The sequence below is a fragment of the Pseudomonas sp. JR33AA genome, from assembly GCF_021378985.1.
In the GTDB taxonomy this organism is placed as follows: Bacteria; Pseudomonadota; Gammaproteobacteria; order Pseudomonadales; family Pseudomonadaceae; genus Aquipseudomonas; species Aquipseudomonas alloputida.
Window position 1 is genome coordinate 217,365 of the sequence record NZ_JAJSAW010000007.1, and the last position, 26,669, is coordinate 244,033.

The 26,669-nt window shown below is 60.0% G+C and carries 25 protein-coding genes, 2 tRNA genes and 1 pseudogene; 8 read left to right on the forward strand and 20 right to left on the reverse strand.

Annotated elements, in window-relative coordinates:
• Window positions 1-358: 358 nt before the first annotated feature.
• Window positions 359-1,087, forward strand: coding sequence for a recombinase family protein (locus tag LVS58_RS14125; protein ID WP_233691611.1), 729 nt, complete (start codon window positions 359-361; stop codon window positions 1,085-1,087).
• 339 nt (window positions 1,088-1,426) lie between these two features.
• Here the strand turns inward: LVS58_RS14125 and LVS58_RS14130 are convergent, their stop codons facing one another.
• From LVS58_RS14130 to dapA, 7 genes are all read right to left on the reverse strand, one after another.
• The gene (locus LVS58_RS14130) at window positions 1,427-2,527 is read right to left on the reverse strand and encodes a hypothetical protein (RefSeq protein WP_233691612.1); all 1,101 of its coding nucleotides are present in this window, start codon (window positions 2,525-2,527) and stop codon (window positions 1,427-1,429) included.
• Window positions 2,528-2,549: 22 nt separating this feature from the next.
• On the reverse strand, window positions 2,550-3,854 hold the full coding sequence (locus tag LVS58_RS14135) for a DNA cytosine methyltransferase (protein WP_233691613.1): 1,305 nt from the start codon (window positions 3,852-3,854) through the stop codon (window positions 2,550-2,552).
• A 214-nt stretch (window positions 3,855-4,068) separates the two neighbouring features.
• A tRNA-Ser gene (locus LVS58_RS14140) sits at window positions 4,069-4,158 on the reverse strand.
• Between the two features lie 91 nt (window positions 4,159-4,249).
• Window positions 4,250-4,960: a phosphoribosylaminoimidazolesuccinocarboxamide synthase gene (gene purC / locus LVS58_RS14145; RefSeq protein ID WP_003254733.1), complete on the reverse strand. Its 711-nt coding sequence runs from the start codon at window positions 4,958-4,960 to the stop codon at window positions 4,250-4,252.
• Window positions 4,961-4,990: 30 nt separating this feature from the next.
• Window positions 4,991-5,749, reverse strand: coding sequence for an MBL fold metallo-hydrolase (locus LVS58_RS14150; RefSeq protein ID WP_233691614.1), 759 nt, complete (start codon window positions 5,747-5,749; stop codon window positions 4,991-4,993).
• On the reverse strand, window positions 5,750-6,871 hold the full coding sequence (bamC, locus tag LVS58_RS14155; RefSeq protein ID WP_233691615.1) for an outer membrane protein assembly factor BamC: 1,122 nt from the start codon (window positions 6,869-6,871) through the stop codon (window positions 5,750-5,752).
• A 15-nt stretch (window positions 6,872-6,886) separates the two neighbouring features.
• Complete coding sequence (gene dapA, locus LVS58_RS14160) at window positions 6,887-7,774, reverse strand: 4-hydroxy-tetrahydrodipicolinate synthase (RefSeq protein ID WP_233691616.1); 888 nt, start codon at window positions 7,772-7,774, stop codon at window positions 6,887-6,889.
• A 259-nt stretch (window positions 7,775-8,033) separates the two neighbouring features.
• Between dapA and LVS58_RS14165 the strand changes: the two genes are divergently transcribed.
• Together LVS58_RS14165 and LVS58_RS14170 are read left to right on the forward strand one after the other, a co-directional pair.
• Window positions 8,034-8,594 (forward strand): glycine cleavage system protein R, encoded by a 561-nt coding sequence (locus LVS58_RS14165; protein WP_003254741.1) that lies wholly within the window; start codon window positions 8,034-8,036, stop codon window positions 8,592-8,594.
• Window positions 8,595-8,605: 11 nt separating this feature from the next.
• Window positions 8,606-9,079, forward strand: a complete 474-nt coding sequence (locus tag LVS58_RS14170; RefSeq protein WP_003254742.1) for a peroxiredoxin — start codon at window positions 8,606-8,608, stop codon at window positions 9,077-9,079.
• 35 nt (window positions 9,080-9,114) lie between these two features.
• On the opposite strand, the gene LVS58_RS14175 is transcribed toward LVS58_RS14170, so the two are convergent.
• Window positions 9,115-10,185, reverse strand: coding sequence for an AI-2E family transporter (locus LVS58_RS14175; RefSeq protein WP_003254744.1), 1,071 nt, complete (start codon window positions 10,183-10,185; stop codon window positions 9,115-9,117).
• A gap of 20 nt (window positions 10,186-10,205) precedes the next feature.
• Window positions 10,206-10,445: a sulfurtransferase TusA family protein gene (locus LVS58_RS14180; RefSeq protein ID WP_233691617.1), complete on the reverse strand. Its 240-nt coding sequence runs from the start codon at window positions 10,443-10,445 to the stop codon at window positions 10,206-10,208.
• A 122-nt stretch (window positions 10,446-10,567) separates the two neighbouring features.
• On the opposite strand from LVS58_RS14180, the gene LVS58_RS14185 reads away from it, so the two are divergent.
• A complete protein-coding gene (locus LVS58_RS14185) occupies window positions 10,568-12,004 on the forward strand; it encodes a M48 family metalloprotease (protein ID WP_014590004.1) in 1,437 nt (478 codons plus the stop codon).
• Window positions 12,005-12,114: 110 nt separating this feature from the next.
• Here LVS58_RS14185 and nadA read toward each other — a convergent pair whose 3' ends face one another.
• Complete coding sequence (gene nadA / locus LVS58_RS14190) at window positions 12,115-13,173, reverse strand: quinolinate synthase NadA (protein ID WP_112254224.1); 1,059 nt, start codon at window positions 13,171-13,173, stop codon at window positions 12,115-12,117.
• Between the two features lie 260 nt (window positions 13,174-13,433).
• The gene (locus LVS58_RS14195; RefSeq protein ID WP_233691618.1) at window positions 13,434-14,942 is read right to left on the reverse strand and encodes a YdgA family protein; all 1,509 of its coding nucleotides are present in this window, start codon (window positions 14,940-14,942) and stop codon (window positions 13,434-13,436) included.
• 445 nt (window positions 14,943-15,387) lie between these two features.
• Here LVS58_RS14195 and LVS58_RS14200 point away from each other — a divergent pair, with 445 nt between their 5' ends.
• The 4 genes and pseudogenes from LVS58_RS14200 to LVS58_RS14210 all read left to right on the forward strand — a co-directional run bounded on the left by LVS58_RS14200 (window position 15,388) and on the right by LVS58_RS14210 (window position 19,981).
• The gene (locus tag LVS58_RS14200; RefSeq protein ID WP_233691619.1) at window positions 15,388-16,740 is read left to right on the forward strand and encodes an APC family permease; all 1,353 of its coding nucleotides are present in this window, start codon (window positions 15,388-15,390) and stop codon (window positions 16,738-16,740) included.
• Between the two features lie 285 nt (window positions 16,741-17,025).
• A pseudogene (locus tag LVS58_RS25300) lies at window positions 17,026-18,015 on the forward strand (PDC sensor domain-containing protein); the annotation flags it as partial.
• Window positions 18,016-18,117: 102 nt separating this feature from the next.
• Window positions 18,118-18,873 (forward strand): methyl-accepting chemotaxis protein, encoded by a 756-nt coding sequence (locus LVS58_RS25305; RefSeq protein WP_442796463.1) that lies wholly within the window; start codon window positions 18,118-18,120, stop codon window positions 18,871-18,873.
• Between the two features lie 148 nt (window positions 18,874-19,021).
• Window positions 19,022-19,981 carry a cation diffusion facilitator family transporter gene (locus tag LVS58_RS14210; protein WP_233691621.1) on the forward strand — a complete coding sequence of 320 codons (960 nt, stop codon included), beginning with the start codon at window positions 19,022-19,024 and terminating at the stop codon, window positions 19,979-19,981.
• 95 nt (window positions 19,982-20,076) lie between these two features.
• Here the strand turns inward: LVS58_RS14210 and LVS58_RS14215 are convergent.
• The 9 genes from LVS58_RS14215 to tolQ form a co-directional block, all read right to left on the reverse strand.
• Window positions 20,077-20,152: transfer RNA gene (locus tag LVS58_RS14215), tRNA-Lys, on the reverse strand.
• Between the two features lie 60 nt (window positions 20,153-20,212).
• On the reverse strand, window positions 20,213-20,905 hold the full coding sequence (queC, locus tag LVS58_RS14220) for a 7-cyano-7-deazaguanine synthase QueC (protein ID WP_325175984.1): 693 nt from the start codon (window positions 20,903-20,905) through the stop codon (window positions 20,213-20,215).
• A complete protein-coding gene (gene queE, locus LVS58_RS14225; RefSeq protein WP_003254753.1) occupies window positions 20,905-21,552 on the reverse strand; it encodes a 7-carboxy-7-deazaguanine synthase QueE in 648 nt (215 codons plus the stop codon). The genes queC and queE overlap by 1 nt, the downstream gene beginning before the upstream one ends.
• A 168-nt stretch (window positions 21,553-21,720) precedes the next feature.
• Complete coding sequence (ybgF, locus tag LVS58_RS14230) at window positions 21,721-22,527, reverse strand: tol-pal system protein YbgF (RefSeq protein WP_003254754.1); 807 nt, start codon at window positions 22,525-22,527, stop codon at window positions 21,721-21,723.
• A 6-nt stretch (window positions 22,528-22,533) separates the two neighbouring features.
• Window positions 22,534-23,034, reverse strand: a complete 501-nt coding sequence (pal, locus tag LVS58_RS14235; protein WP_003254755.1) for a peptidoglycan-associated lipoprotein Pal — start codon at window positions 23,032-23,034, stop codon at window positions 22,534-22,536.
• Between the two features lie 54 nt (window positions 23,035-23,088).
• The gene (tolB, locus tag LVS58_RS14240) at window positions 23,089-24,360 is read right to left on the reverse strand and encodes a Tol-Pal system beta propeller repeat protein TolB (protein ID WP_012051477.1); all 1,272 of its coding nucleotides are present in this window, start codon (window positions 24,358-24,360) and stop codon (window positions 23,089-23,091) included.
• A 26-nt stretch (window positions 24,361-24,386) separates the two neighbouring features.
• On the reverse strand, window positions 24,387-25,505 hold the full coding sequence (gene tolA / locus LVS58_RS14245; protein WP_012051476.1) for a cell envelope integrity protein TolA: 1,119 nt from the start codon (window positions 25,503-25,505) through the stop codon (window positions 24,387-24,389).
• Entirely contained in the window at window positions 25,505-25,957 is a 453-nt protein-coding gene (gene tolR, locus LVS58_RS14250; protein WP_003254760.1) for a protein TolR, read from the reverse strand. The genes tolA and tolR overlap by 1 nt, the downstream gene beginning before the upstream one ends.
• Window positions 25,958-25,971: 14 nt before the next feature.
• Window positions 25,972-26,667, reverse strand: coding sequence for a protein TolQ (gene tolQ, locus LVS58_RS14255; RefSeq protein WP_010952367.1), 696 nt, complete (start codon window positions 26,665-26,667; stop codon window positions 25,972-25,974).
• Window positions 26,668-26,669 lie beyond the last annotated feature (2 nt).

Consider the following 26,669-nt stretch of genomic DNA (forward strand, 5'->3'; position numbering starts at 1 on the left):
CCGTCCTCGCAAGTTTGCACCGCTCCCCAGGCTGCCTGCGGCTCGCAACCTATTGCTATCTTGAAGAGGTGCATATTATGGGTGATGCTCCACAGCAGCCCGCCCCAGCGGGTTGTAGCCATCCGACAAGATTAACGCGATCACGATTAAGACTAACTGGCCGTAATCGTGAGCAGACCTTCCTTCTTCACCTGCTTGAAATCCATTATTTAGTCTCGACGGTAAACACGCTGCGAGAAGCGATGATGCCCCAGGCGCCTTTGTAGTGCCATAACGTTCGCAGGGTTATTACAATGGTTGATCGGTCGTTGAAACAGTTGTAAACTGATATCATCAGCCACTACAAGGGATCACCGCCATGGAAGTCGTTGCTTACTACCGCGTATCTACCAAAGGGCAGGGCGAATCCGGCCTCGGTATTGAAGCCCAGCGGGAGTATGTGCATATCGCTGCTGAGAAGCAGGGCTGGACGATTGTGGCTGAGTACACCGACTCGGGCGTCTCTGGCTCGCTTCATCCGCTAGATCGGCCAGCAGGTGCTGCTGCTTTCGCTCACCGCATCCCGGTGATCGTGGCCAAGCTCGACCGTCTAAGTAGGGATGTTGAGCATATAGCAGGCTTAATGAAACGCAGTACATTCAAAGTAGCGACCATGCCCAACGCCTCGACGGTGGAGCTACATATCTATGCTGTTCTAGCGGAACAAGAGCGCACCTTTATTAGCGAACGAACCAAGGCCGCTCTGCGGTCACTGGAAGCCCGTGCTGCTGGTGGCGATGCAGAGGCCGCTCAAAAGATCAGTAACCGCTCACAAGCGCTCGCTAAGGGCCGTAGCATGTTGAATAGGGCCAGGGGTCACGCCACCCAGCGCCAGCAGGCAGACGACCGCGCAGCACTGCTCAAGGACGCTGTAGAGAACTGCATCCTTAAGGGGGCCGGCAGCCTACAGGCGGTGGCTGACTGCCTAATAGCACGCAACATCCCCACTGCCCGTGGTGGTCAGTGGTCGCCAACCGCTGTAATGCGAGTGATGCAGCGCCTTGGCCTGGAACTGAGCAAGCCTACCAGTGCTCCCGTAGCCTCATAGAAAGTGCTTATGGCCACGCCAAGGATCGCTTGATACCCTGCCTCGTTCCTGTGTATTCAGCAGCGATACCGATACGGCCCCGCCATTGTGCGGGGCTTTACTTTGGCCCTCTATATTTAAAAATCAGCCGTTTGCGGGCCAGAAGCCAGAAGCAAGGGCGCTAAGCTCCGACCTAAACTTGAGTAGGATTTGCCGGCTCTCTCAACCATATTATGGCTCGCAGATCGCCGGCGATCATGACCCAGAGTAAGCGAATGATTTAAAATTCTGGAGAGCGTACCTGCTTCTAGATTTCTGCTCACTTCCCTTCAGGAGTAACGCAATAGGCGCATTTTTAAATTATAGATCATCCCTTGATTCATCATCGTCTGCTAATGACTGATCTTCATGCCGCTCTATACGCTGCTCGTGAGGGCCAAGCATTATCGTTAACTCATTCCCCTGCAGCTTAGCTGCAAGATCGAGCAGCACGATGTTTCGCTTAGAAGGGTCACCCTCCGAAACTTCCTCGAATGCTGAAATAGTGTCTACCGGCCTACGAACATATCGCTCAATGAACGCCGCCATAGTTGGCCCCGCTTCGCATTCAAGATGCTCCCAAGCAGCATCACCAACGTACGCCTCTCCCCCAACTTTCTTATATGCTGCCTGCAGCCCTGTCAACTTTCCATTTTCAGTAGGATCAAGTACAACAAGTATTGGCTTTACCCCCGAATCCAAACAATCTTGTGCGAACGATAGCTCTTCACCAAATCTTCCCTGCCCGCTCGCCGCAATTGTAACCCTCAACTTTAACTCGTATGCGAGAGGAGTTCCGTCAGAAGCAACTTTCCAGCAATCAACCTGCCGCCCCTTGGAAGGGTCAGCACTTCGCCGCACAACTCGTTCGCGAGCAGACTTAGGCTCACCACCAATAGCCGAAGCAAGAATGGGCTCGAAGAGATACCCTGTCTCCTGAGCTGAACGATTGTCTAAATCGTAGAAGAATTTACGCCAAGTCAGCCATGAGGCTAATGCTTCCGGCTCGAAGCCCGCGCCATACTCCATCAGCGCCCTAGGCGATACTTGAACCATCGTAGGTAATGGCTGGCGCTGCAATATTAACCCATATTTACGCCGACGCTTATGGAGCTCAACAAGGCACTTCAGATAGGTCAAAAAATCCTCGTCTAGCCCTATACCAAACTCTAGGAGATTAACCACATCTATGGTAGTTATGCAGATGCTTGACTCTAGAAACCACTCAACATCCAGCGAATAATACTCGGCATGAGGGGCAATCTTACTCCACATTTGTGGAAATGCGTTTGACATAGCCCTAGACACACCGATATCAGTTGCAACCAAAGCAATAACCTTAGCTAGCTCGCTTGGATGCATTAACGCATTCATGTTCGCCGTTTTGCTTATGGTCAAGAGGCGCGTCAAGAGCTTGGACATTTCCGCACTTAGGCGCTTTCCTTTATAATGCATCGAACTCTAAACTTCCTTGATGAAGCCCTTTTAGCAGAGCTTGTGTTGTCTTAAGTGCTGGACTCATGCCTGTAGACTCTGTAAGTACAAAGCCTAACAAACCAGGTGAATCGCTCTGGAGTGCATGCTGCAACCCTGAACCAAAGCGACCATCAATTGCCTGAATGTGACGGGCCAGGGTGGCAGCTGCAAGCGGCGGAACAGCGTTTCCAATCTGTTGAATCACGCTAGAACTATTACCCTCCCATTGATAAGCGTCTGGAAAGGTCTGAAGCCGAGCGCATTCACGGATAGTCAATGGGCGATGCTCACGCGGATGAATGAACTCTCTGTTTGCAGCACTTGTGATTGTTAGTGCTTGCAGGTTTCCTTGAAGCCGCTTGATACCCGAAGGAGCACCTCCTCGGTTTTGCGTAGGAGTTCCATCAGAGACACGCCTGCTAGCTCGACGCTTGAAGCTTTCATGCCAAAGCTCAGGAGGAAGGTCTTTCATAGTCTGGCCTGGCAGCAACAGCTCAATCTGAGCTTTTGCTGATAGCTCAGGAGCTTGAAAGTGTTGCGTCACCCCTAGTGCATGATTACCACGGCGCATCTCGGCATCAAAGGAACTGCAAGGTTCCGAACTTGCATAGCAAGCCATATCACTCTTATTTGTAACTGTAGGACCTAGCCCACTAATAGCAGCATCAAGAGTTGGAGCCATTGGCAAGCTAGAGGTTTTCTTGGCCTTCCCGCTGTCATAAGAGTACAGCTCAGAAGGGAAGTCAAAGTTAAGACCGTGACTATTACCAATTATCAGGACTCGCTTTCGCGTTTGAGGCACCCCGTAACTGGCCAGGTTAACCTTTTGAAGCCTGATCGAGTAACCCAGCTTTATAAACTCTTTAACAAGACGAGTAAGATCTTGCCCTCCACCAGAGGTCAACAGGCCCTCGACGTTCTCAAAGACGAACCACTGAGGCGCCAACTCCTCAACTATCGCTAGATAGTTAAAGATAAGTTGATTGCGTGGGTCTCTGGCGTTACGCGGGCCAGCGGTACTGAATCCTTGGCATGGAGGTCCACCTATGATGACGAAAGGCTTCATTCCACCTGCCATCTGCTTGATGACACGAGGATCAACAGTTTCCAAATCGATCTTGTGGCAAGGGCTACCTATATTTAGCTCGTAGCTTACGCAAGCATCTGGATTGAACTCTGCACCGAAGATAGGCTTTAGTCCAGCTTGAGAGAAGCCGTACGAGAAGCCACCTGCACCCGAGAATAGAGATACTGCAAGATGTTCAGGACTCATCAATGATCCTACTGATGCGTGAAACGATAAGCAGCATGATAGAGGATTCTCGCTTGATAACCTACCCAATGGCAGCCCACTCAAGTGCGGGTGCCCCCGCCACACCAGCCCCCATCGTGACCCTAAGGCTAATAATTGTGTACGTACAAATCCTACGTACAATTCAGAAACGAAAAAGCCCCGTAGACGTTGATCTACGGGGCTTCTCGATGTATGGCGGAGAGATAGGGATTTGAACCCTAGGTACTGTTGCCAGTACAACGGATTTCGAATCCGTCCCGTTCGACCACTCCGGCATCTCTCCAATGCCGCGCATCATACCAGCGTTCTTTTTAAACGCAAACCTTTTTTTAAAAAAAATCGCGTGGTATCAGGCGCTTGCGTGAACACACCGCTTACAGCGGCACGCCCAGGCGCTTGGCAACTTCTTCGTAGGCTTCGATCACGTCGCCCAGGCCCTGACGGAAGCGGTCCTTGTCCATCTTCTTGCGGGTTTCCTTGTCCCACAGGCGGCAGCCGTCCGGGCTGAACTCGTCGCCCAACACGATCTGGCCGTGGAATACGCCGAACTCCAGCTTGAAGTCGACCAGCAGCAGGCCGGCGTCATCGAACAGCTTGCTCAGCACTTCGTTGACCTTCAACGACAGCTTCTTCATTTCTACCAGTTGCTCGGCGGTGCCCCAGCCGAACGCGACAACGTGGGATTCGTTGATGAAGGGGTCGCCCTTCTCGTCGTTCTTCAGGAACAGCTCGAAGGTGGACGGCTCCAGCTTGATGCCCTCCTCCACGCCCAGGCGCTTGACCAGGCTACCGGCAGCGTAGTTACGCACCACGCACTCGACCGGAATCATGTCCAGCTTCTTCACCAGGCACTCGTTGTCGCCCAGCAGCTTGTCGAACTGGGTCGGCACGCCAGCTTCTTCCAGTTTCTGCATGATGAAGGCGTTGAACTTGTTGTTCACCATGCCTTTGCGGTCGAGTTGTTCGATACGCTTGCCGTCGAACGCCGAAGTGTCGTTACGGAACAGCAGGATCAAGCGGTCGGCGTCGTCGGTCTTGTAAACCGATTTGGCCTTGCCGCGGTAGAGTTCTTCGCGTTTTTCCATGATTGGGCTCCGCTTGCTTGAGGTGTTGGGCTAGGCGATTTCGCGCCAGTCGAGCCCGTGTTCCTGATTCGCCACCTGGAGCCAGTCCGGGTCGCACCCAAGGGTGTCGACGAAGCACTGGCGGGCCAAGTGTGGCAGGTTGTTCTTGCTGCTGAGGTGGGCCAGCACCAGGTGTTGCAGGTTGCTCCAGCCCAACTCATGCACCAGGCGCGCGGCCTGGTGGTTGTTCAAATGCCCTTGCATGCCACCCACCCGCCGTTTCAAAAAGGCCGGGTAGTGGCCGCGTGCTAGCAGGTCGCGGCAGTGGTTGGCCTCGATCAGCAGTGCATCCAGGCCCTGGTAACGCTCCAGCAACAGCGCGTCGTAAGAGCCCAGGTCGGTCAGCATTCCAAAGCGCCGCTTGCCGTCGTTGACCACGTACTGCAACGGCTCGTAGGCGTCGTGCTCGACCCGCGCTGCGGTTACTTCCAGGCTGCCGATACACAGACTTTCGCCACACGCGAGAAAACCGGCCACCTCCACCGGCTTGCGCATGCCGCGCAATGTCCCTTGGCTGAGGTAGACCGGTACATTGTAGCGCCGTGACAGCAAGCCGACCCCATGCACGTGGTCGGCATGTTCGTGGGTGACCAGTACCGCGCTGAGCTGGGCCGCCGAAACGCCGAGCAGCGCCAGGCGCCGCTCGGTTTCACGCAGGGAAAAGCCGCAATCAACCAGGATGAACGTGTCACCACTGGCGATCAGCGTGCCGTTCCCTTGGCTGCCGCTTCCGAGTACCGCGAAGCGCACTTAGCCCAGGTGGTCCTGAATGGCGCTCAGCACACGGCGGGCGACATCGGCCGGAGCCACGGTGTTGATGTTTTTCTCGACCGTGACCTGCACGCTCTCACCCACCTTGCTCAGGCGAACCTGGTAACGCTCGGCACGGGCTTCACGCTCTTCCTTGGTCGGCTCGCTGCCGAACAGGCGGCCGAAGAAGCCAGGCTGGTTCTGCTTGTCGTCAGGCTTTTCGGACAGGTTGATGTAGTACAGGCCCAGGCTGCGGTTGATGTCTTCAACACGCCATTCGCCACCCTGCTCCAGGGCACGGCCCACGCCAGACCAGGCGCGGTCCAGGTCGGAGCCCAGGTACAGCACCGGGTTGCCGCTGCCGTCTTCGCTCAGGCTGACGCGGCTTGGTGCGTCGAAGTCGCGGGCGGCCAGCAGCGACACCGAACCGCCCTTCTCCGCGCTGCGGTTCATGCTGGCAAGCATTTCGTCGACCAGCAGGGCATCGGTGCCGGTATTGCTGGAGCTGGACGGGAACGCAGGCTCGGCAGTGCTGCCCGCCGGGCGCTCGACGCTGACCACATACACTTCGGAGGTGTTGCGCTGCACGCCAGGCTCCATGCGTACACGTACACGCACCTCGCTGTCGCCGCTGCTGGCAGTGCTGGCCAGGCGCTGGCCAAGCGATGCCGACAGTTCGTCGAAACGCTGCCAGGTGGTGTTGAACTCACCCGTCTGCGGGCGCTCTTCAGCAATGCGGAAGCCGTTGTCCTCGAAGAACTGCCGGGCTACCGGCCACACTTCGGCTGGCGAATGCTGGGCCAGCACCCAACGGCTGCTGCCGCTACGCTGCAGGCTGTAGTCGGTGACCTGGGCGGCACCGCCCGTCAGCGGTTGCGGGCGAGGCACTTCGAACTCACCCGTGACGGTATCGTCAGCGACGTTACGCGGAATCGGCAGCAGCGGGTCAAGGCGTTTGACGTTGCTGGCGTCCGGCGGCAGTTGCATCGGCGCGGTCGGGTGCGCCTGCAGGTAGTCACTGCCGCGGTCGCGGAAATAGCCATCCTCGCCCCACAGCCAGCCACACCCACTGGTGTTGGAGATAATCAGGGCAAGGGCGGAAAGACCAGCCAGTCGCTTCATGCGGTGTACTTCCTCTTAAACCAGTACGCCGGACTGGCGCAAGGCAGTACGGACTTTTTCGTGGCAGCCTTCGCTCAGCCAGGTCAGTGGCAGGCGAATACCTTTTTGCATCAGGCCCATTTCGACGAGCGCCCATTTCACCGGGATCGGGTTGGACTCGCAGAACAGGTCCTTGTGCAGCGGCATGAGTTTTTCGTTGATTGCGCGGGCCTTCTCGGCATTGCCCTCAAGGGCGGCCTCGCACAGGTCCGCCATTTCGCGCGGAGCGACGTTGGCGGTGACGGAGATGTTGCCCTTGCCGCCCATCAGGATCAGCTCGACGGCAGTCGGGTCGTCGCCGGACATGACGATGAAGTCCTTGCTGACGCCATCGAGGATGGCCTTGGCGCGGGCCAGGTCGCCCGTGGCTTCCTTGATGCCGATGATGTTCGGCACGGTCGACAGGCGGATCACGGTCTCGGCCTGCATGTCGCAGGAGGTACGGCCGGGAACGTTGTAGAGGATCTGCGGGATGTCGACGGCTTCGGCAATGTGCTTGAAGTGCTGGTACAAGCCTTCTTGCGTTGGCTTGTTGTAGTACGGCACAACCAGCAGGCAGGCGTCGGCGCCGGCATTCTTGGCGTTCTGGGTCAGGTGCACGGCTTCGGCGGTGGAGTTGGCACCGGTGCCGGCGATGACCGGAATCGATTTGGCGCTGCGTTTGACGCGCTCGACCACGTGCTTGATGACCAGGATGTGTTCTTCAACATCCAGCGTGGCCGACTCACCGGTGGTGCCGACAGCGACGATCGCATGTGTGCCGTTTTCCAGGTGGAAGTCTACAAGTTTGTCGAGGCTGCCCCAGTCAACACGCCCTTGTGCATCCATGGGTGTGACCAATGCCACCATACTGCCCGCAATCATGTAACTGCTCCTGCCGGAAAAAGAGAGCGGTAATGGTACTGGGGGCATCGACCTTGCACAAGCGAAGCAGGCGGGTGGAGCATTCCCCTCGGCGGCTTATTTCGCTACCCTTGGCCCTTTGATCGGTGCAGCGCGGCCCGCCGGGCCGTCGACCTTGCTCCCCGCCAGCGTCCAAGACCTCGCATGCGAGCCCCGGGCCCTGCCGACAGGAGGCTTTTGCCCGTCCTGTGCCGACCGCTCATCGCTTTAGGAATGCTGCATGTCCACCCCCACCGTCCGCGAACAATTCCTTGTCATCAGTGCCTTGGGCCCGAACCCCATGGAGCTGGCCAACGTCCTCAGCCGCGCTGCCTTCGAAAACCGCTGCGCGGTGGTCACCTCGCGCCTGAGCCGCCACGGCGAGACCAGCGCCCTGGTGCTGCAGGTGGGTGGCAGCTGGGACGCCTTGGCACGTCTCGAATCCACCCTCCCAGGCCTGGGCAAGAAGCACGGCCTGACCCTCGACGTGGTCCGCAGCGCCGACCAGGAAGTGCGCCCGCAGGCCCTTCCGTATGTGGCCTATGTCAGCGCTGCCTACCGCCCGGACATCATCAACGAGCTGTGCCAGTTCTTCCTCGACCACCGCGTCGAGCTGGAAGCCATGACCTGCGACACCTACCTGGCGCCGCAAACCGGTAGCAGCATGCTCAACGCCCAGTTCACCGTGATTCTGCCGGCCGGCACGCAGATCAGCTGGCTACGCGACCAGTTCCTGGACTTTGCCGACGCCTTGAACCTCGACGCACTGATCGAGCCATGGCGTCCTCAGAACCCAATGTAAGGAAACCGATCATGGCTGTAGCACTCGACCAACCTGTTGCCGACTTCCAGGCCCAGGCCACCAGCGGGCAAACCGTCAGCCTTGCCGAACTCAAGGGCCAGCAGGTGGTGGTGTACTTCTACCCCAAGGACAGCACCCCAGGCTGCACCACCGAGGGCCAGGGCTTCCGCGACCAGCATGACGCCTTCGCCGCGGCCAACACCGTGGTATTCGGTGTGTCGCGTGATGGCATCAAGTCGCACGAGAACTTCAAGGCCAAACAAGGCTTCCCGTTCGAGCTGATCAGCGACAAGGACGAGGCCCTTTGCCAGCTGTTCGACGTGATCAAGCTGAAGAAGCTATATGGCAAGGAGTACATGGGCGTTGACCGCAGCACCTTCCTGATCGACAAGGACGGCGTACTGCGCCAGGAATGGCGTGGCGTGAAGGTGCCCGGGCATGTGGATGCCGTATTGGCGGCCGCCCAAGCCTTGAACAAGGCTTGAAATTGAATGGGGCTGCCTTGCAGCCCCAATTACATTCAAAGCATCGGTGAAACGCTAGGCTCCTGCTTGGGCCAGGCATCCAGCACGGCCTTGATCAGCGTCGCCAGCGGGATGGCGAAGAATATCCCCCAGAACCCCCATAGCCCGCCAAACAGCAGCACCGCGCAGATAATCGCCACCGGGTGCAGGCTCACCGCCTCGGAGAACAGCAGCGGTACCAGCACGTTGCCATCCAGCGCCTGGATGATCGCGTACACCGTCATCAGGTAGATGAACTGGTCGCCCCAGCCCCACTGGAACAGCGCAATCAGGGTCACCGGCACGGTCACGACTACCGCGCCCACGTAAGGCACCACCACCGACAGCCCCACCAGCAACGCCAATAGCGCGGCGTAATTGAGCCCCAGGCTGATGAAGGCGATGTAAGTGGCAATGCCGCAGATCAAGATCTCGATACCCTTGCCGCGGATGTAGTTGGCGATCTGCCGGTTCATCTCGCTGCCCACCCGGTTCAGCAAGGTGCGCTGGCGCGGCAGGTAGCCGCTGACCCAGCGGCCAATGAGTTCACGATCCTTCAGGAAGAAGAACACCAGAATCGGCACCAGCACCAGATAGATCATGGCATTGACCAGCAGTGGCAGGCTGGACAGCGAGAACGTCAGCGCCCATTGACCAAACTTGCCAATTTCACCGCGCACCGATTCGATGGCATGCAATACCTGCTCGTCCGACACCAGGTGCGGATAGCGCTCGGGCAGCAGCAACAACAACGACTGCCACTTGCCGAGCATGCCCGGCAGCTCGTTGAACAGCGTGATCAACTGGTGCCACAGCAGCGGCACCAGCACCAGCATGAACACCGCCAGTGCGCCCATGAACAGGGCGAACACCAGCATCACCGCCAGCCGTGTAGGTACCCGCACGCGCTCCAAGGCGTTGACCAGCCCCTGCATGAGAAACGCCAGCACCATGCCCGCCAGCACCGGCGCGAGCATGCCGCCCAGGGTGAGCACGGCGGTAAAAGCCAGGAACAACAGGACCGCCAGCACCACCGCTTCCTCATCGGAGAAGTAGCGCTGCACCCAGTCGCGAAGCACTTTGAACATTGACGATCCTTGGAAAAGACTCAGGCCTTGCGCAGCCAGTAAGTGTAGGTACCGGCCTCGGCCGTCTCTTGCAGCAGGGTATGACCGGCCAACTGGGCGAAAGTGCGGAAGTCGCGCTGGGATCCTGCGTCCGTGGCGATTACCTTGAGCACCGCGCCACTGGCCAGGCGATTGAGTTCCAGCTTGGCCTTGAGCAGTGGCAAAGGGCAATTCAGCCCGCGGGCGTCCAGTTCGGCGTCGCAGGTCAGGGTGTTACTCATCGCAGGGTCTCCAAAGGCATCGCCAGGGTGCTTCTTGGCATGGCTGGCTAGGATAGCGCCACTGGTCGCCAACGTGTGAGCCCGCTACAGTAGGTATCTTTGATCCGACGCGAGCTTCATGCATGAATCTACTGCGCCCTACCCTGCTGACGCTGGCCTGCCTGATGGCCCTACCCGGCCATGCTGACGACCTGCCATCACTGGGTGATGCCAGTTCTGCGATCGTCTCGCCGCAACAGGAGCACCAACTGGGCCGTGCCTGGCTCAGCCTGCTGCGCGGCCAGGTCAATCAGCTCAACGACCCACAGCTCAAGGACTACGTTGAAACCAGCGTGTACAAGCTGGCCGAAACCAGTCAGCTGCAGGACCGGCGCCTGGAGTTCATCCTGATCGACAGCCGCGAGTTGAACGCCTTTGCCGCGCCGGGTGGCATTGTCGGGGTCAACGGCGGGCTGTTCCTCAACGCCCAGACCGAGGGCGAATATGCCTCGGTACTGGCCCACGAACTGGCGCACTTGTCACAACGCCACTTCGCGCGTGGTGTCGAGGCCCAGCAGCGCATGCAGTTACCGATGATGGCGGCGCTGCTGGCCGGCATCGTGCTGGCCGCAGGTGGCGCCGGCGATGCAGGCATCGGCATGATTGCCGGCACCCAGGCAGCCGCCATTCAGGAGCAACGGCGCTTCTCGCGCCAGAACGAACAGGAAGCCGACCGCATCGGTATCCAGAACCTGGAAAAGGCCGGCTACGATCCGCGCAACATGCCGACCATGTTCGAGCGCCTGGCGCGCCAGTATCGCTATGACGCCAAGCCGCCGGAGTTCCTGCTGACCCACCCGGTGACCGAATCACGTATTGCCGACACCCGTAACCGCGCCGACCAGGCGCCCAAGGGTGGTATTGAAGACAGCATGCGCTACCAGCTGATCCGCGCCCGGGTGGCACTGACCTACGAAGGCACACCGGGGCTTGCCGCCAAGCGCTTCCGCGCCCAACTGGACGAAGACCCAAAACTGGATGCCGCACGTTATGGCCTGGCCTTGGCACAGATCAAGGGCGGGCAATTGAACGAGGCCCGTGAAATGCTCAAGCCGCTGCTGGCCAAGGCGCCCAACGACATCACCTACAACCTGGCGCAGATCGACCTGGACATCACCAACAACCGTCTTGCCGATGCCCAGCAGCGCGCCGAACGGATGCAGGGGCTATACCCGGGCAACTATCCGTTGAAACAGGTGCGTGCCGACCTGTTGGTGAAACAGAACAAACCGGCTGAGGCCGAAAAGGTGCTGAACGAGCTGGTGAAGAGTCGGCCGGATGACCCGGATGTGTGGTACGACATGGCCGAGGTGCGTGGCTTGTCGGGCAATACCATTGGCCTGCACCGGGCGCGTGCCGAGTACTTCACGCTGGTCGGCGACTTTGATCAGGCAATCCAGCAGCTGGATTACGCCAAGCGCCGGGCGGGTGGGAATTTCCCGCTGGCCTCACAGATTGACCAGCGCCAGCGCGAGATCATGGAGCAGCGGCGCATGGTTCAGGAGATGATGGGCCGTTAAGGATTTTGGGGGCGCTTTGCGCCCCAATCGCGACGCAAGGCCGCTCCTACATAGCCCTGCATATGCCGATCATTGTGTCGCGATTGGGCCGCAACGCGGCCCCGGCAACCTCAAGCGTTACCGGAAAGCTTCAGCCGCGCCGCCTGGGTAAAGTCCAGCATGCGGTTAAGCGGCTTGATCGCCTTGGGCACCAGCGCCGGGTCAACGAAAATCTCGTTGGTGCCGTTACGCAGGCAATCCAGTACCCGCTCCAGGGTGTTCATCGCCATCCACGGGCAGTGCGCACAGCTGCGGCATGCCGCGCCGTTGCCGGCGGTGGGGGCTTCGACGAATTCCTTGTCCGGGCACAGCTGCTGCATCTTGTAGAAGATGCCTCGGTCAGTGGCGACGATGAAGGTTTTGTTCGGCAGGGTCTGGGCAGCCTTGATCAGCTGGCTGGTGGAACCCACCGCGTCGGCCAACTCGATCACCGCTTCCGGCGACTCGGGGTGCACCAGGATCGCAGCATCCGGGTACAGCGCCTTCATGTCGGCCAACTGGCGCGACTTGAACTCTTCGTGAACGATGCAGGCACCGTCCCACAGCAGCATGTCGGCACCGGTCTGCTTCTGGATGTAACGGCCCAGGTGCTGGTCCGGGCCCCAGATGATGGTTTCGCCGTTGTCCATCAGGCTTTCGACAATTTCCAGCGCACAGCTCGAAGTCACCACCCAGTCGGCGCGTGCCTTCACCGCTGCGGACGTGTTGGCGTAGACCACCACGGTGCGTTCAGGGTGCTGGTCGCAGAAGGCCGAGAACTCGTCTACCGGGCAGCCCAGGTCGAGCGAGCAGGTGGCCTCCAGTGTCGGCATTAACACGCGCTTTTCCGGGGTGAGGATTTTTGCCGTCTCGCCCATGAAGCGCACACCGGCCACGATGACCGTTTCGGCCGGGTGGTTCTTGCCGAAACGAGCCATTTCCAACGAGTCGGACACACAGCCGCCGGTTTCTTCAGCCAGCGCCTGGATGACCGGGTCGCAGTAATAATGGGCAACCAGCACGGCATTCTGGGCCTTGAGCTCGGCAGCGATGGCCGCACGGTATTCGGCCTCCTGCTCGGCTGTCAGCGGGTTGGGCTGCTTGGCGTCGAGGTGGGCCTGAACCAAAAGGCGTTCGGAAATCTGGGTCATGATCGCTGGACCTGCAGGCGCGCGTGCGCGTCAAATCGAGTGTATCACCCGGCCCTGGCAGATCGGCTAAGGGTGCCGGACGGCACACTGACCGCCACGGCCCTCTGCGGGCGCGGATTATTATCGGAGGCCGAAGGCTACAGACAATCCAGCGAATTCTAAAGTGGTTTTTTGTGTTGCCTGCACTGGCCTCTTCGCGGGTGAACCCGCTCCTACAGGTACGGTGCTACCCTCTAAGAGGCCAATACGGGATCCATGGATCAGCCCTGCGGTGACAAGGCCGCCAGGTGCGCCGCCATGAACATGGCAAATTCTTCCACGGTCATTTTTCGGCCATTGAAATCGACCATACCATCGGCATAGTGCAGGCTGCTGACCACATCATCACCCTGCGCGGTGGCCATGCCGCTCTGCAGCGCCATCATGCCGACCATCTCCCCCGCCTGGCTCGACTGCATGGCAATCGCCTGGGTGTCGGTCTGGCCATCCAGCAACGCCTGCAAGGTCGCCAGATCACCGATCATCGGCTTGGACAGCGACAGCTTGCCTTTCACCTCAGTGATAATCTGCTTGCTCAGCTGGTCCGGCGGCAGGTCGAAGCTGGCCGGCGCGGCGAGGTCCATCGACAGGTTGAAGCGGCTCTCGCCATTGGCGGTCTTGAACGACAGGTTTTCCACCGCCAGCCTGGGCTTGGCGGCCAGCAATTTCTGCAGGTCACCCTGGAAGCGGGCTTTTTCGGCGTCGTCCATCTGGATCTGCGGCACCGGCTGGCCAGCCGCACTGGCGGCCTCGAACTCAGGCAAGTGCGACCGGTACCAGTTCGACAAGGCTTGCAGCGCCGGGGCGTTGACCGAGGTCACGCTCACCGCCATCTGCGCCTTGCCTACCGCGCGGCCATCCCAGCTGATGTCGCCGACCTTGTACTCCGCGCGACCACCTACGGTGTCCGGGCCGTCGAGGGTTTGCAAGGCGTTCTGTTCCAGGCCCTTGATCAACAGCACCTGCTGTTTCGGCCCAAGTGTGACCTTGGTTTCGGCCAACGCCAGGTCGACGTTGCCGACATAAATGGCATCGTGCGCGGTGGCTGCGAGGTTACCGCCAAACGTCAGCCCTTTGAGCTCGAACGAGGCCGGCGGCTGGTCGTCATGCACCCGTTTCATCACCAGCCTGTCGGCCTGGCCATGGAACTTCGAGGCCTTGCCCTCCTTGTCCCCACTGACTTCGAACTGCATGCCCGAGAAGTCAAGGCTGCTGCCATCCGCCTCGTCAAACTTGAGGGGCGCCAGTTGAACCTGGCTGACCACACTGCCGCCATAACCCAGGCTGGTCTGCGCGCTGACCGGGGCCTTTTCACCGGCAGCGGCGAACAATGGCGCGACGGCTTCATCCTTCTGCAGCGTGCTGTTGCTGACCGCCATTACCGGCATCAGCTTCAGTGCCCTGACCCTCGACCAGGGAAACGGGCCGTGCTCGATCTGGTCGGTCACGCCCACGTCAAAATTGATCACCTCGCCCTGCCCCACGTTGATGTCGCGAGCCTTGAGCCGGTACTGGGCAGTACTGCTGAAGAGATGCTGCTCCAGCGACACACGCTCGATGCTCATGCTACCACCGGTACTGACCAGGGCCTTTGTGAGTTCGGCGTTGCTGCGTGCAAGGGCGTTGTCCAGCTCCGCCGGCAGCTGCTTGCCGGTGTACCAGGCGCCTGCGGTAGTTGCGACGGCAATGGCGATAGCCAGGCCGGAAAGGATGCCAACTGATTTCTTCATGAATGGAACCGATTGCTGTCCGTAAGGGCTTCGAAGGCGGCCAGAGGCCACGCAGAAAGCGAAGAGTACCACCCCCGATTGGGCCGAGTGCTGGCCCTGCTCGAGAAATGCCATTTTTTCGGACACATCCGACAGCAAGGTGCCAAGCAAAAGTTTCGTTAATTTTTACGAACACTCGAATTGATCAAAATCGCATAAAAACGCGCAAAAAACGAACAAAACCCGTATTTAATCGATAAATATTTCAATACCGCAACATCTTGTCATGTTTAACTTGACACCCACCTACCCATCGTTTTTTATTTTCACCACTTTGCGCGTCCCACCGCGCCTTCCGCCGCTCCAACATAAAAGGTGAACAATATGGAGCCCACCCGCTCGCCCGTGCCGCATGCGCAATACCCCGTGCCCGTCGTTTACGTCCAGCAGCAGGAGCCATGCCAGCATGCAGCCTGACCACAGCGCTTCCGGCAACGGCCAACTCCGCAAAACCCTGCGCCTCTGGCACGTGATCATCATCGGTCTGGCCTACTTGACGCCGATGACCGTGTTCGACACCTTCGGCATCGTCAGCGGGATTACCGCCGGCCATGTACCCAGCGCCTACATCCTGGCATTGGCCGGCATCCTGTTTACTGCAGTGAGCTATGGCACCCTGGTAAAACGCTTCCCGCAGTCGGGCTCGGCCTACACCTACACCCAGCGCGCGATCAACCCGCACGTTGGCTTCCTGGTGGGCTGGTCCTCACTGCTGGACTACCTGCTGCTGCCAATGGTCAACGCACTACTGGCCAAGCTGTACCTTTCGGCCATGTTCCCGGAAGTACCGGAGTGGATGTGGGTCGCCGGCTTCGTCAGCCTGATCAGCCTGATCAACATGCGCAGCGTGAACCTGGTGGCCCACTTCAACCTGCTGTTCGTGGGTGTACAGGTGGCGATCATCGCCGTGTTCATCTACCTGTGCGTGCGCGGCCTGGATCAGGGTGAAGGGCTGGGTACCACCTGGAGCCTGATACCGTTCGCCGACAGCCAGACCCAGTTCAGCGCCCTGGCCGCCGGTGCGACCATCCTGTGCTTCTCGTTTCTGGGCTTTGACGCGGTCACCTGCCTGTCCGAGGAAACCCGCGATCCAGCCAAGACCATTCCCCGGGCGATCTTCCTCACCGCATTGATCGGCGGTGTAGTGTTCATCACCGTGTCGTACTTCATCCAGGCTTACTTCCCGACGATGGCCCGCTTCCACGACCAGGAAGCAGCCCTGCCGGAAATTGCCCTGTACGTCGGCGGCAAGCTGTTCCAGTCGATCTTCATCGCCTGCACCGTGATCAACACCATCGCCTCGGGCCTGGCCTCGCAAACCAGCGTGTCACGCCTGCTGTATGTAATGGGCCGTGACAACGTGATTCCGGCCAGCGTCTTCGCCCGCCTGCATTCGCGCTACAAGACCCCCGTGCTGAACATTGCAGTAGTCGGCCTGATTTCGCTGTCGGCGATCTTCTTCGACCTGGTCACCGCCACTTCCATCATCAACTTCGGCGCCCTGGTCGCGTTCAGCTTCGTCAACCTGTCGGTCATCAACCACTGCTACCTGCGCGAAGGCAATCGCAAAGGCTTGAGCAACCAGTTGAAGTACCTGGTACTGCCTACCATCGGCTTCTGCATCATCGTCTCGCTGTGGCTGGACCTGAACGCACATTCGCTGATGTTTGGCGGCATCTGGGCTGCGCTCGGATTGATCTACCTGGGCTGGCTGACCAAAGCCTTCCGGTCGGCACCGCCCAACTATGTCGCCGAATGAGCCATGCTGCCGACAACGCCCGCGCCTGACTGCGGGCGTTGTACTTGATCGATAAGGAAAGCCCCCATGCCGCTGCGTCGCCTCTCCATCCAATGGAAGATCACCCTGCTCGCCGGCCTGTGCCTGCTGGCCATTGTCGCCTTGCTGGTAGCCACCTCGCTGACCCAAGCACATCGCAGCGCCGCCCTGGTCAACCAGGCCAACACCGCCATGCTCGAAGAAAGCGCCCGCCAACGCCTGCAGGCCTACGCCGAAACCCAGGCCTTGCGTATCCAGCGCTACTTCATGGACGCCTACCAGTACGGCAATGGCTTTGCCCGCCTGGTACAAGCGCTGAAGGCCCGTGGTGGTAGCGACCTGCGCGCCGAACTGACCCGCCAGGCGCGTGCCAGCCTGGCCGGCAACCCGGATGTGATTGGCCTGTACCTGGTGTTCCTGCCCAATGCCCTGGACCAGCAGGACAGCCACTACCTGGGGCAGGACGCCATGGGCAGCAATGAGCATGGGCGTTTCTCGCTGTACTGGTCTCAACCAAGCCCTGGCAACCTGGCACTTGAGGCCATGCCGGAAACGATGCTCGGCGACACCAGCATCGGCAGCAACGGCGCGGCGAAGAACCGTTGGCTGACCTGCCCGCAGGACACCGCCAGGACCTGCATGCTCGAACCGTACCTCGACGAGGTCAACGGCCGTCAGGTGCTGATGACCAGCATCGCTCTGCCATTGCTGGAACACGGCAAGGTAGTCGGCGTGGTCGGCCTGGACATCGGCCTGGCCAACCTGCAGCAACTGAGTGTGGACGGCCGCCGCGATGTGTTCGACGGCCAGGGCCAGGTGAGTATCGCCACCGCCGCCGGCCTGCTGGCCGGCAACAGTCGTGACGACAGCACGCTCGGCAAACCCATGGCAAACACAGTAGCCGACGGTCTGCTGCGCGTGGCCCACCCCTTCACGCCCATCCCTGACACAGCCCCGTGGCAGGTATGGCTGGACGTGCCGGAAAGCGTGCTGCAGGCCCCTGCCGTAGCCCTCAACCAGCGCCTTGATACCCACAACCAGAATGCCAACCTCACCAGCCTGTTGATAGGCCTTGGCACGGCAATCGTGGGTCTTCTGCTGGTGTGGCTGACCGCTCGCGGCGTTAGCCGGCCAATCCTGGCCGTGGCAGCACGCCTGGAAGACATTGCCAGTGGCGAAGGTGACCTCACCCGTCGCCTGGACTACGCCCGCCAGGATGAACTGGGCCAGCTCACTGCCTGGTTCAACCGCTTCCTCGACAAGTTGCAACCGGTCATTGCCCAGGTCAAAGGGTCGCTGCAGCAGGCCCGCGACACCGCCGACCAATCGGCTGCCATCGCCAGCCAGACCAGCAACGGCATGCAGCAACAGCACCGCGAGATCGAACAGGTGGCCACAGCGGCCAATGAAATGAGCGCCACAGCCCAGGATGTCGCCCACAACGCCTCGCAGGCGGCCCAGGCCGCGCGCGCCGCAGATCAGGCCAGCCAGGAAGGCTTGCAACTGGTCGACAGCACGCGCCAGGGCATCGACCGCCTGGCAGCAGGCATGAACACTGCCATGGACGAGGCGCGTGCACTGGAAGACCGCAGCGGGCAAATCGGCTCGGTGCTTGAAGTGATCCGCACCATTGCCGAACAAACCAACCTGCTGGCACTCAACGCCGCCATCGAAGCGGCCCGCGCAGGCGAGGCCGGGCGTGGCTTCGCCGTGGTTGCCGATGAGGTGCGCGGCCTGGCCCAGCGCACGCAGGTTTCGGTGGAGGAAATTCGCCAGGTCATCGAAGGCCTTCAGCAAGGCACCCAGGACGTGGTGGGGGCCATGCATGCAGGCCAGCGCCAGGCCCAGGACAGCGCCGCACGCATGGAGCAGGCATTGCCAGCACTGCAGCGTATTGGCGAGGCTGTGGCGGTGATCAGCGACATGAACTTGCAGATTGCCTCGGCGGCGGAAGAGCAGAGCGCGGTGGCCGAGGAAGTGAACCGTAACGTGGCCGGCATTCGAGACGTGACAGAATCGCTGGCCGGGCAGGCCGATGAATCGGCACGCATCAGCCAAGCCCTGAACCGGCTGGCCAACCAGCAACAGGCGCTGATGGAGCAGTTTCGCGTCTAGCCTGTGAGGGCTTCTTCGCGGGTAAACCCGCTCCTACACGGGATTTGCACTGCTCTTGAAGGCGGCGCCAGCCCCTGTAGGAGCGGGCTTACCCGCGAAGAGGCCAGTACAGCCACAACAGCAGCATCGTTTTTACTGAGCACTACTCATGCAAACCGCAACCCGACCCACTTTCTTCGACATCACCAGCGAACAAGGGCTTTTACGCACCTCGATCGCCGCCACCCTGTTCATCGCCAGCATCGGCATCGCCTTCGGCCTTGCCTCCGGCTCGTTCTCCATCGTCTTCGACGGCGTGTACTCGCTGGTCGATGCCAGTATGAGCGGGCTGTCGCTTGTGGTGGTCAAGCTGATCACTTCGCACACCACCAGCGTGCAGATGTCACGCAAGTTGCGCGAGCGCTTCACCATGGGTTTCTGGCACCTGGAGCCCATGGTACTGGCGCTCAACGGCATTCTGCTCGGCGGCGTGGCCGTCTACGCGCTGATCAATGCCATCAGCAGCCTGCTGCAAGGCGGGCGCCACCTGGAGTTCGGCATTGCCATGGTCTACGCGGCGCTGACGGTGATCACCTGCGTGACCATCGCCGTCATCGAGGCCCGCGCCAACCGCACACTGAAGTCAGACTTCGTGCGCATGGACGTCAAGGGCTGGGTGATGTCGGCCAGCATCACGGCCGCGCTGCTGATCGCCTTCTGCTTTGGCTATGCCGTGCAGGGCACTTCGCTGGAATGGGTTTCCCCCTACATTGACCCGGCGGTACTGGCGCTGGTGTGCCTGGTGATCGTGCCGTTGCCCATGTCGGTGGTGCGTCAGGCGCTGTCAGAAATCTTCCTGGTCACCCCAGGTGACCTCAAGCTGCACGTAGATGAGGTTGCCAAGGCCTTCGTCGCCCGCCACGGCCTGCAGTCTTACCGCGCCTATGTCGCCAAGGTCGGGCGTTCGCGGGAGATCGAACTGTATTTCATCGTGCCCAAAACCATGGCGGCGAAGACCATCGATGAATGGGATGCCTGGCGCAACGAGATTGGCGACGCGGTAGGCGGCGAAGGGCCGGACCGCTGGCTGACCGTGGTGTTCACTGGCGACCCGGAATGGGCCGAGTAATGGGTGGGCGCGCTGCGCCCTTTTTTCCGAAAAACCGTAGCGCAAACGAAAAAGCCCGCGACCATTTCTGGTAGCGGGCTCTCACGTACTGCGTATGGTGGGTCGTGTAGGATTCGAACCTACGACCAATTGGTTAAAAGCCAACTGCTCTACCAACTGAGCTAACGACCCATTTGATGGCGCGTATAATACTGATTTCTAACGAGAATTCAACACCCCATCAAGATTTTTTCAAAAATACCGAGTGGGGTCTTCGATACCGGCTGCCTTGAAACCATCGGCGCGCAGGCGGCAGCTGTCGCATTTGCCACAGGCGCTGCCGTCATCGTCGGCCTGGTAGCAGGAAACGGTCAGGCTGTAATCCACACCACGGGCCATACCCGCCTGCACGATCTGCGCCTTGCTCATGTTCTGCAGCGGCGCCTGGATGCGGAAGCCCTGCCCTTCTACGCCGGCCTTGGTCGCCAGGTTGGCCATGCGCTCGAAGGCCTCGACGAACTCGGGACGGCAATCCGGGTAGCCCGAGTAATCGACGGCGTTGACACCAATGAAGATGTCGCGCGCTTCCAGCACTTCTGCCCAACCCAGAGCCAGCGAAAGGAACACGGTGTTGCGCGCCGGCACATAAGTGACCGGGATGCCTTCACCCGGGGCTTCCGGCACGTCGATGCTGCTGTCCGTCAATGCCGAACCGCCGATGCCGTCGAGGTTCAGCCCAATTACCTTGTGCTCGACCACACCCAGGTCGCGGGCAACGCGGGCAGCGGCGTTCAGCTCGGCACGATGACGCTGGCCGTAGTCGAAGCTCATGGTGTAGCAGCTGTAGCCTTCGGCCTTGGCCATGGCAACCACGGTGGCCGAGTCCAGGCCGCCGGACAACAGGATTACTGCGCGTTTTTCTGTCATGTGTACGTGCTCCTCAATCAACGTCCGGGCTCGTCGTTCCACAGCAGCTTGTGCAGCTGCAGTTGGAAGCGTACGGGCAGGTTGTCGGCAACGATCCAATCCGCCAGGTCACTGGCGTTCACCTGATGATGGCTGGGTGAGAACAACACCTCACCGGCACGCTCTGCCAAGTTGTACTGGATCAGCTTGGATACCGCCCAGTCATAATCCTCACGGGAACAGATGACGAACTTGACCTGGTCGTTGCGTGTCAGCTGCTCGATATTCTCGTAGCGGTTACGGTGCGACTCTTCGGAACCCGGGGTTTTCAGGTCGACCACACGGCTGACGCGGGTGTCGGTGCCGGCAATATCCAGCGCGCCGCTGGTCTCCAGCGACACCTCGTAACCGGCGTCACACAGCCGCTGCAGCAACGGTAAGGCGTTGGGCTGGGCCAGCGGTTCGCCACCGGTGACACAGACGTAGCGCGGCTTGAAGCCGGCCACTTGCTCAAGAATCGAATCGAGGGTGCGTACGGTACCGCCACTGAAGGCATAGGCACTGTCGCAGTACTGGCAACGCAGGGGGCAACCGGTGAGGCGCACAAATACCGTAGGCAGCCCGGCCGTTCGCGTCTCACCCTGCAAAGAGTAAAAGACTTCGGTGATGCGTAATGTGTCTTGCATGCTCGCCACGGGCGTGACAGCTAAACAGGCTGTCCGCCTCCGTCAGGCACTGTCGCGGACTCGACATAGCGTTATCCGCAGCAGCGTGTTTACGAAAAAAGGGCAGTGATTCTAACGAAAAAACCCGCGACTGGCGCGGGTTTCTTTCGAGCGGTACAGCGACAACGCCTAGAGCTTCTGCAGGTCACGCTGGGCCAGTTGAGCGGCAGAGGTGCCGGGGTACTGGGTGACGACCTGCTGGAGAATGCCTTTTACCTTGTCGGTATGGCCCATACGGCGCTCGACATCAGCCAGTTTGTACAGCGAATCGGGCACCTTGCTGTGCTTCGGATACTTTTGGCTGACCTGGGCAAAGGCCTGGCTGGCGCCTTGCAGGTCACCCTTGGCCAGGTTCACTTCACCCAACCAGTATTGGGCATTACCGGCGTACTGGCTGTTGGGGTACTTGCGCAGGAAGGCGTTGAACGCCTGGCTGGCCTTGTCGAAGTCTTTCTGTTTGATCAGGTCGAAAGCTGCGTCGTAATAGAGCTTCTCTTTCGCCGGATCACCGGGCTGGCTACTGCCGGCCGGTTGTTGCGCAGCAGCACCTGCTGCGGCATCGGGGGCGGCATTGGACGCACCACCACCGGAGGAATTGTCAGGGGTTGCGGCAGGCGCAGCGCCACTGTTGATGCGACGGTCCAGGTCCTGGTAACGCTCCAGGTTTTCCTGCTTCATGCGGGACACATCGTTTTGCAGCTCTTCGATGATGCCTTGCTGGCGGGAAAGCTGATCCTGCATCTGTTGCAGCTGCATGAACAGCTGGCCCTGTGCAGAGGCAGGGGCCGAAGCCCCTGACCCGGCATAGGCGCCGCTCGTGCCATAACCCGCAGGCGGATAGCTGCCTGCGTTGTCATCTACTACAGGGACCTCAGCCCAGGCCGCAAGCGGCAGGCTGAGTGCGAGGACGGTTACTACACGGCGGCACATACGCATAAGAACTTACTTACGCAGTTCTACGCGACGGTTCTGAGCCCAGGACTGCTCGTCGTTGCCGGTGGCAACTGGACGCTCTTCGCCGTAGGAAACCAGTTCCAGCTGAGCAGGGGAAACGCCCTGCAGAACCAGGTAGCGCTGAACGGCTTTCGCACGACGCTCACCCAGAGCCATGTTGTACTCGCGGGTGCCGCGCTCGTCGGTGTTACCTTCCAGAACAACACGGTTGCCGTTGGCTTTCAGGTCCTTGGCGTGAACGTCCAGAGCGCGCATGGCTTCTGGCTTCAGGTCCGAGCTGTCGTATTCGAAGTAGAAGGTGGTGATTGCGCGCAGGGCGGCTTCTTCGCTCAGGGAGCCGTCGACAGCGCCAGTGTTGGCACCGTAGCCAGCGTTAGGGTCTACAGCAGCGCCTTCGCCTGCGTTATCACCGCCCTTCGAGGAGCAACCTACAGCTACGGCCATGGCCAGGGCCAGCGCAGCAAATTTACCAAACTTCAGCATTTCCATCGTGAAACTCCTAATGAAACCCCAGTGTGTTAAGCAAAATGTATTACGCCGCAATCAGTTCAGGTAAGGGGACCAGGACGGTTCTCTGACTTCGCCTTGAGCGGTAGGAAGTGGGAGCCTCACGCGGCCATTAAGCGACACGAGCATCAAGACTCCCCGGCCCTGCTGGCGGGTGGCGTAGATTAGCATGGTGCCGTTTGGCGCAACAGTGGGAGACTCATCAAGACTTGTTTCAGACAGAATCTTTACACTTCCGCGCTGCAAGTCCTGTGCCGCCACTTTAAAGTTGGTAAAGCCCTGTTGGCGATGGATCATTACCAGGGTCTTTTCGTCCGCCGAAAGTTTCGGGTTGGCGTTGTAGTTACCTACGAACGTTACGCGCTCGGCACCACCACCACTGACCGACTGCTTATAGATCTGCGGTTTGCCGCCACGGTCGGACGTGAAGTAAAGGGTGTTGCCATCCTTGCCCCAGAACGGCTCGGTATTGATACCCGGGCCTGCAGTAACGCGGCTGATCTGGCGCGAGGCCACATTCATCACGTAGATGTCCGGGTTGCCGTCCTTGGACAGCACGAACGCCAGGCGCGAACCGTCCGGCGACCAGGCTGGCGCGCCATTGAGGCCCTCGAAGTTGGTCACCTGCTCGCGGCGGCCAGTATCGATGTTCTGCACGAAGATACGTGGGCGCTTCTGCTCGAACGAAACGTAGGCGATCCGTTTGCCATCTGGCGCGAAGCGCGGCGACAGGATTGGCTCACGCGATTGCAGCAGGGTCACCGCACGCGCACCGTCGTAGTCCGAACGCTGGAGGGTGTAGCGGGTGTTGTTGGTGGAGAAACGCTCAGCCGTCACGTACAACATGCGCGTAGAGAACGCGCCCTTGATACCGGTGAGTTTCTCGAACGACTGGTCGGCAATGTAGTGCGCCATGTCGCGCAGCTGGTCGGTGCTGCCCGCCACGCTGCCGGTCAGCACTTGCTGCTCGGTGGCGACGTTGAACAGCGCGTACTGCACCTGCAGGCGACCGCCCGACGGTACGATGCTGCCGACCATCACGTACTGTGCACCCAGCGCTTTCCAGTCACGAAAGATCACTTCGCTGGCCTGCGACGGCTGGCTGATCATGTTCTGCCGCGGAATTGGCGAGTAGTAGCCAGAGTTGCGCAGGTCATTGCCGATGATGTCGGCGATGTCTTCGGGCAGCACGCTGCCGCCCTGCAGACCGAACGGCACTACCGCGATGGGTGTAGCCCGGTCGCTACCGCTGGTGACCAGGATGTTCTTTTCCTCTGCCACGGCCATGCCTGCCACGCAGCAGAGCATGACCAGCAGTCCTCTCAGACGTTTAATCACAACGCTAGATCCTCAGGTGTAAATGTCATCTTGAACGAACGATATTGGTTGAAATCGCTCGGCTTCATACCCTGCATCTCGGTCAAACGACCAATGTTCTTTACCGCTGCCACCGCCGAACTGTCATAAGGGCCGTCACCACTGGAACGGGCCACGCTGACACTGGTGATGGTACCGTCCGGCAACATGTTGATCTGCAGGACCACCGTCATGCCCTTGCGCGCGGAAGGCGGACGTGCCCAGCCCTCGGCCGCGCGCATCCTGATCAGGTCGTCGAAGTCGCCGGCCACTTGGTCACCCTGCTCGTCGGCCAGCGCCTGCTGCCGCTCGGTGGTATCGGACAACAGCTCGGCCAGTGCCTGGGCTTTCTTGTCTTCTGCCGCCTTGCGGGCCGCTTCCTGTGCCTTTTTCTTCTGGGCATCTGCAGCGGCCTTTTTCTTGGCCTCTTCAGCTGCCTTCTTCTTCGCGTCCTCGGCCGCCGCTTTCTTCTTGGCGTCCTCGGCTGCTTTCTTCTTGGCCTCTTCGGCTGCCTTTTTCTTGGCTTCCTCGGCGGCTTGCTTCTTCGCCTCTTCAGCGGCCTCTTTCTTGGCCTCTTCTTCGGCTTTTTTCTTGGCTTCGTCCTCAGCCTTTTTCTTGGCGATGTCGGCCTGCTGTTTCTCGGCGGCTTTCTTCGCCTCGTCGGCTTTCTTGGCTTCGGCGGCTTTCTTGGCCTCGGCAGCCTTGGCAGCTTCGGCGGCCTTGGCAGCATCCTCGGCTTTTTTCGCCTCGGCTGCTTCGCGGGCCTCTTCGGCCTTTTGAGCGGCGTCAGCTTTCTTTTGTTCCGCGGCCTTCACGGCCTCCTGCTCGACCTTCTTCTGTTCCAGCTGCTCGACTTCGGTCTGGCGCGAAGCGGTTTTCTTCGCCTCCCCGGCAATCTTCTGATTGGTCTGGGTGGTTGCCTGGCTCTTGGATTTGAGCTGGTACAGGGTAGCCTGAACGATCGGCTTGGAAGGCGGCAGCTCAGGCGTCATGGCAAAACTGACGAATAGCAGGGCGAACACCAGCACATGCAGGCCGATGGCCCAGACACTGGGCCAGAAGTAGCTTTCCGAGGCGGATGGCTCTCGCTGTTGCATCAGGGCGCCTCGGTAATCAGGCCAACGTTACCGACACCGGCCTTCTGCAACCCGCCCATGGCACCCATGACCGCGCCATAGTCGACAGCCTTGTCGCCACGAATGAACACCTGGGTCTGCTTGCCCTGGTCACGGCCGGCAGCAATGATCTTGGTGACGGCGTCGGTCATGGCCGGCAAGGTCATGGCCTTGTCCATCTGTTTGTCGGTATCGACCTCACTGCCGAGGTTCCAGTAATAGGTTTTATCGGCCTTGATGGAGATGGTGAGAATCTGGACGTTGTTGTCCTGCGGCAAGGCTTCGCTGGAAACCTTGGGCAGGTCGACCTTCACGCCCTGGTTGAGCATGGGCGCCGTCACCATGAAGATGACCAGCAGCACCAGCATCACGTCGATGTAGGGCACCACGTTCATCTCGGCGACGGGCTTGCGTTTGTGGCGAACTCGGGCCATGGGCTTCTACCTGATTACTCTTCGCTGGTGTGCACTTTGCGGTGCAGGATCGCCTGGAACTCGTCGGCGAAGGTGTAGTAACGGCCGATCAGTACTTCACTGCGCGCGGCGAAACGGTTGTAGGCAATGACCGCCGGGATTGCCGCGAACAGGCCGATAGCGGTTGCGATCAGTGCTTCGGCAATGCCCGGTGCAACGGTAGCCAGGGTGGCCTGCTGTGCGCTGGCCAGGCCGCGGAAGGAGTTCATGATGCCCCACACGGTGCCGAACAGGCCGATGTACGGGCTGGTCGAACCAACAGTGGCCAGGAACGGCAAGCTCTGCTCGAGTTTTTCTTCCTCGCGCGAGATGGCCACACGCATGGCACGGCCAACACCTTCCATGACAGCGTCCGGGTCAACGCCCGGCTGCTGGCGCAGGCGCGAGAACTCCTTGAAACCGGCACGGAACACCTGCTCCACGCCGGAGTCCGGGTCTGGGTTGCTGCCTGCCTGGCGGTACAGCTTGGACAGGTCGATGCCTGACCAGAAGCGCTCTTCGAAGGCATCCAGCGCACGACGACCGGCGCGCAGCATGGTGCTGCGCTGGAAGATCATGATCCATGAGGTGACCGAGGCGGCCACCAGGGTCAGCATTACCAGCTGTACCACCACGCTGGCATTGCTGACCAGACTCCACATGGAGGTATGGTCGACGACGTTAGCTTCCACGC